General features: G+C 48.6%; 10 protein-coding genes. 4 read left to right on the plus strand and 6 right to left on the minus strand.

Going from position 1 to position 12,792, the window contains the following annotated elements:
• Positions 1-107 precede the first annotated feature (107 nt).
• Positions 108-1,568 (minus strand): [FeFe] hydrogenase, group A, encoded by a 1,461-nt coding sequence (locus E0L13_RS11250; RefSeq protein WP_168062468.1) that lies wholly within the window; start codon positions 1,566-1,568, stop codon positions 108-110.
• 235 nt (positions 1,569-1,803) lie between these two features.
• Positions 1,804-3,675 (minus strand): ABC-F family ATP-binding cassette domain-containing protein, encoded by a 1,872-nt coding sequence (locus E0L13_RS11255; RefSeq protein ID WP_168062470.1) that lies wholly within the window; start codon positions 3,673-3,675, stop codon positions 1,804-1,806.
• A gap of 284 nt (positions 3,676-3,959) precedes the next feature.
• On the opposite strand from E0L13_RS11255, the gene putP reads away from it, so the two are divergent.
• The 3 genes from putP to E0L13_RS11270 all read left to right on the plus strand — a co-directional run bounded on the left by putP (position 3,960) and on the right by E0L13_RS11270 (position 7,929).
• Positions 3,960-5,465, plus strand: a complete 1,506-nt coding sequence (putP, locus tag E0L13_RS11260) for a sodium/proline symporter PutP (RefSeq protein ID WP_168062472.1) — start codon at positions 3,960-3,962, stop codon at positions 5,463-5,465.
• 98 nt (positions 5,466-5,563) lie between these two features.
• Positions 5,564-7,315, plus strand: coding sequence for an SWIM zinc finger family protein (locus tag E0L13_RS11265; RefSeq protein WP_168062474.1), 1,752 nt, complete (start codon positions 5,564-5,566; stop codon positions 7,313-7,315).
• Positions 7,316-7,380: 65 nt separating this feature from the next.
• A complete protein-coding gene (locus E0L13_RS11270; protein ID WP_168062476.1) occupies positions 7,381-7,929 on the plus strand; it encodes a cupin domain-containing protein in 549 nt (182 codons plus the stop codon).
• An 81-nt stretch (positions 7,930-8,010) separates the two neighbouring features.
• Here the strand turns inward: E0L13_RS11270 and E0L13_RS11275 are convergent, their stop codons facing one another.
• Positions 8,011-8,634 (minus strand): hypothetical protein, encoded by a 624-nt coding sequence (locus E0L13_RS11275; RefSeq protein WP_168062478.1) that lies wholly within the window; start codon positions 8,632-8,634, stop codon positions 8,011-8,013.
• A gap of 192 nt (positions 8,635-8,826) precedes the next feature.
• Positions 8,827-9,405: a bZIP transcription factor gene (locus tag E0L13_RS11280; RefSeq protein WP_168062479.1), complete on the minus strand. Its 579-nt coding sequence runs from the start codon at positions 9,403-9,405 to the stop codon at positions 8,827-8,829.
• Between the two features lie 228 nt (positions 9,406-9,633).
• Between E0L13_RS11280 and E0L13_RS11285 the strand changes: the two genes are divergently transcribed.
• Positions 9,634-10,047 (plus strand): hypothetical protein, encoded by a 414-nt coding sequence (locus E0L13_RS11285; RefSeq protein WP_168062481.1) that lies wholly within the window; start codon positions 9,634-9,636, stop codon positions 10,045-10,047.
• A 123-nt stretch (positions 10,048-10,170) separates the two neighbouring features.
• On the opposite strand, the gene E0L13_RS11290 is transcribed toward E0L13_RS11285, so the two are convergent.
• Together E0L13_RS11290 and E0L13_RS11295 are read right to left on the minus strand one after the other, a co-directional pair.
• Entirely contained in the window at positions 10,171-10,917 is a 747-nt protein-coding gene (locus E0L13_RS11290; protein WP_346766180.1) for an IS30 family transposase, read from the minus strand.
• A gap of 714 nt (positions 10,918-11,631) precedes the next feature.
• Positions 11,632-12,558, minus strand: a complete 927-nt coding sequence (locus tag E0L13_RS11295) for a hypothetical protein (protein WP_168062483.1) — start codon at positions 12,556-12,558, stop codon at positions 11,632-11,634.
• Positions 12,559-12,792 lie beyond the last annotated feature (234 nt).

Here is a 12,792-nt window from a genome sequence, read left to right on the forward strand (position 1 = left end):
AAAGTAACGAGATAGCAAAAACTACCTCGTTACTAAGGTCTAACTTTTTGGGGTCACATCACGCGTCAGGCTGGTCTTACATCTCTATGCTGCTATGATATGTCTGATTACAACGGCTGATTTACCGTCGGTTTGAATCGCGTAGACATGGGGTTTGTTTCCGGCGTCAGGTTCTTCATCTTGCCCAGCTGATCGGACTTGTCGCTGAAGTAGGTATGAAGGGCCCATTCGGCCATTTCCGACAGAGGTTCGTCGAGGAAGAGCTTGTACAATTCTTCGATTTCCGGATTCTGCCAGCTGGCTTTGATATCCGTTTCTTCATCCGATTTGTACAGCGAGGCAATGCGGGCTTCGTTGACCTTTTTCACCTGAGGCAGTTTGACCTTAGGCTGGCCGCCGCCGCCGATACAGCCGCCGGGGCAGGCCATGACTTCGATAAAGGAATAGTTTTCGAAATCGTTGTTTTTGATGAGGTCGTCGATAAAGGCGCGGGCGTTGGCCAAGCCGCTGATAGAGGCGACGTGAAGTACGAAGTGGCCGAAGGCGACGCTGGCTTTTTTGACGCCTTCCTGGCCGCGGACTTCTTCAAAGGGAATGAAATCCTTCGGAGCCGGACGGCCTGTAAACAGGTGGTACGCCGTGCGGATAGCCGCTTCCATAACGCCGCCGGAGTTGCCGAAAATCTTGCCGCCGCCAGACGATTCGCCGAAGGCGGTATCGAACTTGCTGTCTTCCAAGGCAGCAAAGTCGATATTTTCTTCTTTAATCCAGTTCGCCAATTCACGCGTCGTAATACAGATATCGGTGTCGCGCATTTCCGGAACATCCCAGAAAATGGATGAGCTGTTGAATTCGGGACGAAGAATTTCCGCTTTTTTCGCCGTGCAGGGCGTAACGCAGACGTTGACGATCTTGCTCGGGTCGATATCTTTCTTTTGCGCAAAGAAGGTCTTGATGACCGGGCTCAAAATGCTGATCGGGCTCTTCGTCGAGGATAAATGCGGAAGGAGATCGGGATAGAAAATTTCAGCGAATTCCACCCAAGCTGGGCAGCAGCTCGTAAACTGCGGGATAGGGATTTCTTCGGACTGGAGGCGGTGGAGCAGCTCCGTCGCTTCTTCCATAATCGTCAGGTCAGCGCCGAAGTCCGTATCGAATACGTAATCGCCGCCAAGAGCCCGCAGGGCCGCGACCATCTTGCCTTCGACGAAGGTTCCCGGCTCCATGCCGAAGGATTCGCCAAGGCCGACGCGGACAGCCGGAGCCGTTTGGAAAATGACGATTTTATCGGGATTCTGAATTGCTGCTTTTACTTTTTCTACGTCGTTTACTTCCGTAATAGCGTCAAAGGGACAAGCCGAAGCGCACTGACCGCAATGGACGCAAATCGGCATATCGCCCGTACTTGCCAAACTGTAATAGTCCATGATGCTCTGCGTGTTGGCGCAGGCTCGGCGGCACAATGTGCAATTTTTGCACTTAGTTTCGTCAAATTGAACGGCACAGTTGTGTTCATCTATGGGAACGCGCCGCTGAAGTTCTTTGAATCTGGAACGGAATACAGACATCTTTTTCTCCTTTTTGTAAAAAATATTTACATGCAAACTATGTAATCATTTATCACAAACTTTTTCGTTACCTATAGAATAACATAAACAGAGAATTGATTTCCATTACTTTACCGTATTTTATTTACTGATTTTTACATGATTTTTATGCTGATTTTGCATAGTTAAGAATGAATGCTCAAACTATCATAGATACGAAAAATACCATGTCATACCCGTCCATATGTTTATATTTTTACTCCGCTTTCAAGTCTTCCAGCTCGCACCATCGTTCTGTCAGCTCGTCGACCTTCCGCTGCGTCTCCTGCTGCTCTTTTAAGAGCGATTCTACCTGTTCGTAATCGCTTCCGGCCGCCGCGATGGCCGCATTGATGCCTTTTAGTAATCCTTCATACTGCGGCAGTTCCTCCAAAATACGCCGGAGTTCTTCCTCCTGCCGGGCCGTCAGACCAGCTTTGCGGGCAGCCGGAGCCGCTTCGCCCTTTGATTGCGCCGCAGCCGGCGATTTTTTCACATCGTCTTTCTCGCTGCGGACGGCAAGGGTTTCGGCCAGATAGTCGCTGTAATCGCCGTAATACCTTTTCCACGTCCCGTTTTCGATGATGAACAGCTTATCGGCTACGCGGTCCAGGAAATAGCGGTCGTGGGATACGACGAGGACGACGCCCTGATACGTATCGAGATACCGTTCCAGCACGGTGAGAGTCGGTATGTCCAAATCATTGGTCGGTTCGTCCAGAAGGAGGACGTTGGGCTGCTCCATGAGCAGCCGCAGCAAATAGAGGCGCCGCCGTTCGCCGCCGCTGAGCTTGTAAATATAAGTATACTGCATCTCGTCGGAAAAGAGAAACTGCTCCAGCAGACGCGTCGCCGATATGCGCTGGCCGAACTGGTTGGTCACGAAATGGCCCCGCTCCTGGATGTAATCGATGACCCGCATGGACTCGTCAAACTCCGGCAGCTGCTGCGTAAAGAAGCCGAAGCGGACGGTCTGGCCGATAGTCAGCGTCCCTGCCGTGGGCTGCAGCTCGCCGGACAGCACTTTCAGCATCGTCGATTTCCCTACGCCGTTTTCGCCGATAATGCCGATGCGGTCGTGCTTGACGACGTGATAGGTCACGCCGCTGAACAACGCCTCCTGCCCCGGATAGGCAAAGGCCACGCCGTCAATATCTAATATGGTCTTGCCGAGCCGCACGGACGTATCGAAGATTTCTACGTTTTCCACAGGCTTGCCGTCTTCAATGGCACAGAGCTGTTCGTACCGGTCGCGGCGGGCCTTCTGCTTCGTCGAGCGTGCCTGGGCGCCCCGGCGAATCCAGGCCGTTTCACGCCGTATGAGGTTGCGCCGCTTTTCTGCCGACGCCTCTTCCTGCTCCAGCCGCGCCTGCCGCAGTTCCAAATAGGCCGCATAGTTTCCCTCATACGTATAGACATGGCCCCGGTCGAGCTCAATCATGGAATCGACGACCGTATCGAGAAAATACCGGTCATGGGTGCTGACAATAAGGGCCGCCTTGCTGTCCCGAAGATATTCTTCCAGCCATAGGATCGTCTTGTCGTCCAAATGGTTCGTCGGTTCGTCCATGATGAGGAGATCGCAGGGCATAATCAGGGCCCGGGCCAGCCCCAGCCGCTTGCGCTGTCCTCCCGACAGCTCGTCGACGCGCTGCGTCAGGTCGTCGATACCCAATTTCTGCAAAATGACCTTGGCATGCTGCTCCAGCTCCCAGGCATGGCTCGCATCCATTTCTTCGGTCAGCTTGACGACGCCCTCGTCGTCGCCGCGCTGGACCGCTTCTTCATAGCGGCGCAGGAGCCGCATGACCGGCAGGTCGCCGTCCAGCACGCTTTCCAGCACCGTGCGGCCCGGCAAAAACTGCGGTTCCTGCGGCAGGAAATGAATGCGGGCCTTCTGATTTTTCCAGATATCCCCGCTGTCGGCTTCGGCCAGGCCGGCGATAATTTTCAGCAGCGTCGTCTTGCCGGCGCCGTTTAAGCCGATAAGGCCCAATTTCTGCCCGCCGTCGACGGCAAAGGTCACGTCGTCGAAGAGGACGCGCAGGCCGTATGATTTTTTTACTTTATCTAACGTCAGTATATTCATAAGTGTCTCCCATTTCTCTGTATGCAGGTATTGACATGCGTTCCGCCGGACTGTGGCCTCCGCATGGGCAAATTCTTCAAAAATGTACTTAGATTCTATTATTATAAATACATTTAATAAATTTTTCCACTTTATCACGATAAAACCCTTGCCTGCCGGGCAAAAGTACAGTACAATGAAACCATTATTTTATTTATATACAGAATGCTATTACAAGACAATCGCTTGAGCAGGTCTGCCGATACGTCCGTTCGGCCTGTTTGAGCAGGGGGAGGAATTATTTCATGATTGAATCAAATGTGTCCGTAATTACGGCATTTGCTATTTACCTGCTGGCAATGCTGCTCATCGGCGTATATTACTCGCGCTCCCAGCGGCACCTGAGCGACTACATCCTCGGCGGCCGCAGCCTCGGTCCGTGGATTACGTCCATGAGCGCCGAAGCGTCCGACATGAGCGGCTGGATGCTCATGGGCGTTCCGGGCCTGGCCTACTCTACAGGCGTATCCGCGTCGTGGATCGCCATCGGCATCGCCATCGGCACCTACTTAAACTGGCATTATATTTCACAGCGCCTGCGCAATTACACGGAAATCGCCAACAACAGCCTGACTATGCCGGACTACTTAAAAAACCGCTTCCACGACGACCAGAACCTGATCCGCATCATTTCGGCCGTATTTATCCTCATCTTCTTCCTGATTTATACGTCGTCGGGCTTCGTATCCGGCGGGAAGCTGTTTGAAACGGTCTTCGGCATGGATTATTTCTCGGCTCTGCTCCTCAGTGCCGGCGTCGTCGTCGTATACACCTTTCTGGGCGGTTTTATGGCCGTCTGCTGGACTGACTTCATCCAGGGCTGCATGATGTTCCTAGCCATCGTCCTCGTGCCCCTCGTCGGCATGATCGTCGTCGGCGGCCCCGTCGAAACGATGACCCGCATCGCTGCCGATGCGCCGCAGCTGCTGGATATGGTGCCCGACTCGAGCACAGCCGGCATTATCGGCATCATTTCATCCCTGGCCTGGGGCGTAGGCTACTTCGGCCAGCCTCACATCCTCGTCCGCTTCATGGCTATCGGCAATCCTGACGAATTGAAGAAATCGAAGCACATCGCTATGACCTGGGTCGTCATTTCCCTGGCCGCGGCTGTTCTCGTCGGCCTCGTCGGCAAGGTCGTGCTGATCGACCCGCTGACTGGCGCCGATACGGAAAAGGTCTTCCTGGTCATGAGCCAGATGCTCTTCTCGCCCTTCGTCACCGGCTTGATTTTATCGGCCGTACTGGCAGCTATCATGAGTACGGCGTCGTCTCAGCTTCTCGTCACGGCGTCGGCCATCTCCAAAGACTTCTACCATACCTTTATCCGTAAGAACGCCAGCGACAAGGAATTGATCCTCGTCAGCCGCATCACCGTTCTCGTCGTCTCGGCACTGGCCATCATCCTGGCCCTGAATCCGAACAGCTATATCCTTACCATGGTCGCCTATGCCTGGGCAGGCTTCGGCGCAGCCTTCGGCCCGACGATTCTCCTGTCCCTGTACTGGCGGCGCATGACGAAAAACGGCGCTCTGGCCGGCATCATCGTCGGCGGCCTGACCGTCCTCATTTGGAAGCAGTTCGGCTGGCTGGGACTGTACGAAATCGTACCGGGATTCATTTTCTCCCTCATCGCCATCTACGTCGTCAGCAAGATGGATAAGGAACCAAGCCCGGAAATGCTCAAGGAGTTTGACGAAGCCATTCATTTTAAACAAAAAATCACCATCTTAAAAGGTGATGAACGATAAGATTCTGCAAAACGTTGCCCTCTCGCCTGACGGCAACGTTTTGATATATCTTCAAATCAGACTATTATGTACAACTATGCGCAGGAGGAGGGCATACAATGGACTGGGAACTCTTATTTAAACCGCATATACTGCATCGCGGCGCAGAGTATTACCGCGACGCCGCCGTCGAGGATCTCAAAATTACAGACACGCAAATAACAGCTGTCGTCTTGGGAACGGAAGACTATGACGTTAAAATCGATATAAAAGACGGGATCATTGAGGCGATGTCCTGCACCTGCCCTTATGCGGCTGACGACAATCACTGCAAGCACATGGCCGCCGTCCTGTTCGCCTGTCAGGAAACAGAGGACCTCATATTGTCAGCAACGCCCGATGAACCGGAATGGGAAAGCGGAGAGGAAGAAGATGATGTCTTAGACGACTGGAAAGCCGACGTCCTGCCTGATTTCCCCGAAATGACCTGCAAGCCGGACAAGGAAACCATCCTCGCTGAACTCATACACAACGCCGACGACCTGACGGTCCGCGCCTTTTTATACTCCATTTTAGAAAAAGAACCGGCCCTGCAGAACCGGTTCCGCATGCTCACGCAAAACGTCATGACCAAGGGCCTGCTGAAAGAATGGAGACAGGAAATTGACCGCATTTTCGCCGACGCCGGCTGGGATGACTATATAGATTATGAACAGGCCAGTTATTTTACAGGAGAGCTGTACTCTTTTTTATCGTCCCTGGACCAGCGTATATCCGCAGCTACGGCAGACGGTATTTTCAAAACGGTAGATTACACCCTGTCGCAGCTGCAAGCTACGGATATGGACGACTCCGACGGCGGGCTGTGGTGCTTGTTCGATTTCTGCTATCAAATCGTCGGCAAGCTGCTTCCCTACTGCACGGCAGAAAACCAGCTCCGCATCTTCGATTGGGCAGCCCGGCAGCTCGATTACACCCATAAGGACGGCCTATGGTATGAGCTGGCCCAGGACTGTGCCATGCAGTTTATCCTGCAGCAGTTCCCCGGCCCGGACTTTTTAGACAAAAAGCTGGCCTTGACCGATAAGGAAGTACAAAAAGCTGCCCGGCAGACAGATTTTGAAAACGTCATCTTGCCGCAAAAAATAAAAACCCATGTCCTTCTGATGGAGCAAAAAGGCTGTCCTGCCGAGGAACAAGCAGCCTATATTGCCCAATACAAACAGTACGGCAGCGTCTGCCTGCTGCTGAGTGAATTTTACGAATGGCAGCAAGACGACGCCAATGCGATTGCCGTCTTGGAACAAGCCTACGCCGCCGACAGCACGCCGTCGTACATCGCCCGCGAATGCTGCGAAAAACTCAAGGAGTTATACAAAAAGACAGGAAAGCAGGAACGCTACCTCCAAATGCTGTGGGATTTAGCCCTGACTATCCACGTCGCCAACATCGATTTGTACAGGGAATTAAAGAGTCTGTATAAGCCGGAGGAATGGCGGGAACAACGGGAAAAAATTCTGACCAGCTGGGGAACCAATCCCTACGCCGGCCAACTATACGCCGAAGAAAAGCTCTACGACCGCCTTCTTTGCCACGTCCAAAAGCATTGCCGCCTGTCGGAAGTACAGCAATACGAATCCATCCTCAAAGAGAATTTTCCCGACGAGCTCCTTCAGCTTTACGAACACATCGTCACAGAGATTGCCGTCCAAGGCCTTGGCCGTCCGAGCTACGTCAAAATCGTACGGATTCTGCGCAAGATGAAACGCCTTCCCGGCGGGCCGCCCTTCGTACAGGCCCTCGTCAGTCAATGGCGGCAGCAGTACAAGCGGCGCCGGGCCATGATGGAAGAGCTGGATAAGCTGACGTGAGGCGGCCCGCATAGTTGACGAAGAAGGCCTTCGTCTGCTAGTATCAATACAGAAAGGAGCCTGTCATGGATTTATCACTGCAATTAGGTCAAAAAATAAAAAGCTACCGCCTGGCCCGCGGCCTGACGATAAAAGAACTGGCCGAGGCGTCGCAAATCACGTCGTCCATGCTCAGCCAGATAGAGCGAGGGCAGGCGTCGCCGTCGCTGAATACGATTCGTCTCTTGTCCATCGCCTTGGACGAACCGCTATACCGATTCTTTTTGGACAGCCCCGACATCCAAAGCGACGTCGTCCGCAAGGAAAACCGCCGTCAGCTCATCGACCAGGGCATTCATTACGAAGTCCTGACGCCGGACATGAACGGCACCATCGAAATGATGCAGCTCACCTTGCCGCCTAAGGCCAAGAGCTGCCAGGAACCGCTGGCCCATAAGGGAGAAGAAGTCGCTCTCGTCCAGGCCGGCACCGTCGAGCTGACCCTGGATTTCGAAACCTGCGTCCTCTATGCCGGCGACAGCGTGCGCATCAAAAGCGAAACGAAGCATACCTGGCAAAACGTAGGCGAAGAACCAGCCGTCGTCATTTTCGCCGTTTCTCCGCCGTCCTTTTAACCTCATATACGACAACAACGCCGTACATCACACATCGGATGTACGGCGTTCATTTTTTGAATATAGTTTTGCCCGTTAACGCTATTTCAACATTTTAAATTGCTTGTAATACCAAGCGGCAAATCCGCCCTGCATGATATACGACAATAACTCGGCCAATTCTTCTATATTGCTGTCTACATAGGAGTGAAACAACAGCCCCTTGTCGCCGCAGGCCGCTAATACAGCCGTTACAATCAGGATAGCAAATCCCAATTTAGGCACCGGAATTTCATGAAAAATTTTCTTCCAGGGAACAAGCCAAATTAAAGATACCAGCACAATCGCCGTATAAATAGAAATACCGCCATGAATATACTGATGTCCCGGCACAGAGCTCATAGAGATAAACGTCGGCCCATGCTCATCCATGCCTGTCTGAAAAAAGATTCGCCCCCAGCTGATTTCTCGCCCAAACAGCAGCAAAAAATATCCGGACACAGCCAGCCATAATGTATGAAACCGCTGTCCTGCTGTTTTGCGAAAAAACGAAAAACAAAGAATTACATTGAAAAATAACACCATATTTTGCAGCATTTCCAACAAGCCATTTTCCCATGCCAAATAATTAGGCATCACAAACGCCACGGGAACAATCAGCAAAAAATATACAACTATGCCGACTTTCAAAACTAATTCCGGCATCGAATTCCCTTCTTTCAACACAACCATTCTCCCTCCCGGCAGTTCAGCGAGACGCCGCTGTCATTCGTAAATATACTGTAAACATTTTATAAATATATCATAAACACCGACCAACAGCAAGAACTTGGCGCGACAAAAAAGAGCATCCTCATCAATTACAGTGCTGACGCACCAAAACAAAAGGATGCTCTTATGTTATGTGAAGTTATATCTTTACCTTTTTAAGGCTTCAAGCTCTTCCCGCAGTTTTTGGTTTTCCGCTTCCAGCTCGGCTAACTTCTGCTGCAAGTACGCTACGCTGACTGCCGACGTCGGATCGGTTTCATCCGTCTGAATTCCGGTCACAACGCCCTGCCCGGCAAAGGCAACGCCGCCAATCGTACCCGTCGGCGCTTCTACACGGCTGCCGTATATATTTCCTAAATCCGCACTGGAAGCCTGCACATGCTTCGCCGCTATGGTATTCGCCGTCACGTTGCCGTCTTTCAGCTGGATGCCGTTCATATGGCCTTCCACATGGCGTCCCCTGTCGTCCGTATCCCACGTCAGAACGCCGCCGTTTCCATCGACCGTCGTTACGTCCGATTCCGTCACGCCGTTGCGCTTCGTCACGACGCGATGATAGGTCTTACCGTCAGCCGTATTTCCATAGGAAACAGACTGGTATTCATAGCTGGAAACGACATTAGGCTCCTGACTCGGATTTCTCATATCGGCAGCCTGCGCACCCATGACAGCACATAGCCCCATCACAGCCGTCATAATTATATTAGATACCCTTTGATGTCTCATCGTCAGTCATCCTTTCCGGTAATATTCTATCCTCTATTGGATTACGACCATTATATATCTGCCTATATATAGAAATCAACATTCGTTCCAAAAAGTTTATATGTACTGCTCGCACTTGCAATAATCGATTGGAACATGATTTTTGCACAGCAATTATTCTATTGACAAAGCAGTATAATAAATAGTAATATAATCAAAAATTATACTTATTATTAGGAGGTATCCCTTATGGCAAAGATCCTGCAAAAAAGCATTGCCGCCATCCTGCTCAGCGGAGCCATTTTATTCCCCTGCGCATCACACGCTATGGACTGGAACGATTACGACGAAAGCCCTCACTATGCACCGACAGCCATGCATCAAGGCTACTATCAAGTCGACCTGGTCGACACGCTCTCCATCGACGAATATGCGCCGCCCATTTACGTCCTGTCCGTCAACTCCTTCCTCGTTTCGCCCGACGGCACAACAAAAAACATCGGCCGTACAACCTATAAGCTGAACTACGAAACAAAAGAAGCCTGGCTCCTGACCCTGAAAAAACCAGAATGGTTCCCCATCACCACAGCCACCACCTCGTCCCGCGACCTGTTTAATAAGCTGTTCATAAAAGCTTATGGTATTCCGTTTATTGCCGATTAGGAATAGGTAATAATCGGTAGCGTCAAGTATTTTTCGCAAAATGGTTTGCAAGCTCCTTTTTAGAATACTATATCGTAACTTTATTCTATTAGAGTGATTAACCTATTTTTTATTGGTGAATTGTCAAGCTAAGTGCAACTTTTTTGAATGGCAAACTTCATAGGGAGGTTTATATCCCAAGCACATTCGCGGCCGAAGATTGAGTTCCGCAAAGACTTGTTGAATATAGGTTTCTGAAACAGGCGTAAGATCCATTCCTTTCGGGAAGTACTCACGCAACAACCCGTTTGTGTTTTCATTGCTGTCCCGCTGCCACGGCTGATGCGGCGGCGGAAAGTAAAACTGTACGCCTTCTAAGGCTTCCGTGACCGCAGCGTGATTTGCAAATTCTTTTCCCTGGTCCGGCGTAAGGCTGCGCAGGGGCTGGCCATTCAATTCCCGAAGCATGACTTCGTTGACGGCCTGGGCGTTCTTTTTTGCCGCTTTGTCTCCCAGTAAGTACCGGCTCTTTCTGTCTACCAGCGTGACCAGACAGGCTTTGCCCTGCTTTCCCAATACGGTATCGCATTCCCAATGGCCGCGCCAGGAGCGATTTTCTGCTCCGATGGGCCGTTCTGAAATGTCATGGGAAATGACGATGCTGCCCTGTCGTTCTGTATACGTCCGGGTATGGTGGGATTTCCCCCGAGGCCGCAGGTTACGGACAGCGCCGCGGTTGCCATGAGATAAGGGCTTATCGTCAAACTCCCCGGCATAGATGGCCCGGTAAATGGTATTGTAACTGATGACGCATTGGTGATGCTCCAACCGCAGGCGGCCGGCAATTTCTGCCGGAGACCAGTGGTGAATGAGAAACAGATCTTTGACCACAGCGTATAGGGCGGCATCTTCTAGGTGCTTATGCGGCTTACATGACGCACGGTGGCATACTGCTCCTGAGCCGTTACCGGCAGGTACGTCCCCTGTACCGTATTTCTGCGCAGTTCTCGCGAGATAGTAGACGGGTGACAGCCGAGTTCGGCGGCGATTTAGGTAATAGAATAGGACTTTGCGCGAAAAAAGAGTATCTTTTCTCGGTCAGATAGTGTAAGATGATGATAGTGGCACATAGGTTTTCTCCGATATATAAATTGTTTTAGTCGACACCAGTATATCAGAAACCTATGTGTCATTTTTTATTGTGGGTGTTGCACTTAGATTGTAACTTCATCTTGTAAAACTTTTTGTACTTTATTACAAATATTACACTGGCTTGTAACTTCATTTGCAAATAAAAAAATGAATGTCATACGTTAAAAATGCAGTAGTCAAAAAATTTTACTTTTTGGATTATCTCCTTAGCTAGGTGCAGTTTATTTTATGTGACAGCTTTGACTTCTAAAAAATAGACATATCCTACAGCTATCAGGTGATATAACATGTTACAAGATTTATTAAGCAGTATATTTTTTTGCAGTTACACCAACATCTGTCATAAATTCCAAACTTTAAAATTATACATTTCATATCCATAATATATAATTGAGGTCGCAAAAAAATACTATATATGAAATGTATGCGCAAATCAACCGTTTAACATTTACTTTAAAAGCCCATTTTTTGAAATATTCCAATAATTTTCTCTTCACCGCTCAAAAGTTTATGAAGAACTCCATATACAGCTTCTCTCTGCTTTTTTATTCTCTCAGTAAAAATTTGATATTCTTTTCTATCCATTCTACAAGGTCCACCTATTCCATTTCTTATTGGGGACGTATTATAACATATCAAGTTACATAATATACGTATCTCGTTAATTGATTTTAATCTTATGCCTTCTAACTTAGAATCATTAAAAACAATATTTTCTAACATTACTAACAATACATCAATATCATCCAGCCCATCATCATGAAAAGGCGCTAAGAAATCATTTTTTTCAATATATTTAATTACCAAATTGATATATTTTTTTAATTGGGTAATGTTTGATAAATCTTGATATAAATTTTGGGATACTATCTCGTTTACCCCTCGCCCAATCACTTCATCATCTGACAAATACAAATTCAGTATCCTTTTCTGAGCAGAAATATCACATGATTGGAATAGTTTTTGTAAAAATTGATTATCCCAAATTAAAAATTCAACATTGGGATAATTTCTTTTTAAAACCTCTATTTTTTCGGCCCATTCCATAGTTATAACAGCATCATATTTATTATTGAAAACAAATATGTAAGCAGTTATTACCGGGTATGATGCAGACATCTTTTCTAAAAAACGATATAATTTCACAAAATCAACTAGCATCTTGCGCTGCCTGGCTTTTTCAGCTTTTTCAGGACTATATACTTGAAAATAAGTCCCATCAGACAGATACCCATCACACCCATGATCACCCAACTTGCCATTAGGCTTTATTGCATAAAATTGCTTTGAATATACCTCTTTCATTAAACGATAGAAAACATCCTGAAATTCATTTCCTTTTGATTTCAGCAAATAATTATAAAAATTCATTTCATACATATCTACATCATCACTCCCAAAACAACATATCCTATAAAATAAAAATTATACAAAGATTATACAGATATCGTAACATTCCATCATAACATTCAAATATTATATCCCTTATAGTTTATGTTTTTTTACTGGCTTTATCATGTATTTTTCTAAAAAATATAGAAAATGCGGGAAAGTAATACCACAATAAATAATTTAATTTATCTTTAGTACTAGACAAATGTCGGTATACAATCT

Source organism: Megasphaera sp. SW808 (genome assembly GCF_012027795.1).
GTDB lineage: Bacteria > Bacillota > Negativicutes > Veillonellales > Megasphaeraceae > Megasphaera > Megasphaera stantonii.

Coding starts and splice junctions, on each gene's coding strand:
- E0L13_RS11250 (WP_168062468.1), bottom strand. CDS start 1,568: ATGTCTGTATTCCGTTCCAGATTCAAAGAACTTCAGCGGCGCGTTCCC.
- E0L13_RS11255 (WP_168062470.1), bottom strand. CDS start 3,675: ATGAATATACTGACGTTAGATAAAGTAAAAAAATCATACGGCCTGCGC.
- putP (WP_168062472.1), top strand. CDS start 3,960: ATGATTGAATCAAATGTGTCCGTAATTACGGCATTTGCTATTTACCTG.
- E0L13_RS11265 (WP_168062474.1), top strand. CDS start 5,564: ATGGACTGGGAACTCTTATTTAAACCGCATATACTGCATCGCGGCGCA.
- E0L13_RS11270 (WP_168062476.1), top strand. CDS start 7,381: ATGGATTTATCACTGCAATTAGGTCAAAAAATAAAAAGCTACCGCCTG.
- E0L13_RS11280 (WP_168062479.1), bottom strand. CDS start 9,405: ATGAGACATCAAAGGGTATCTAATATAATTATGACGGCTGTGATGGGG.
- E0L13_RS11285 (WP_168062481.1), top strand. CDS start 9,634: ATGGCAAAGATCCTGCAAAAAAGCATTGCCGCCATCCTGCTCAGCGGA.
- E0L13_RS11295 (WP_168062483.1), bottom strand. CDS start 12,558: ATGTATGAAATGAATTTTTATAATTATTTGCTGAAATCAAAAGGAAAT.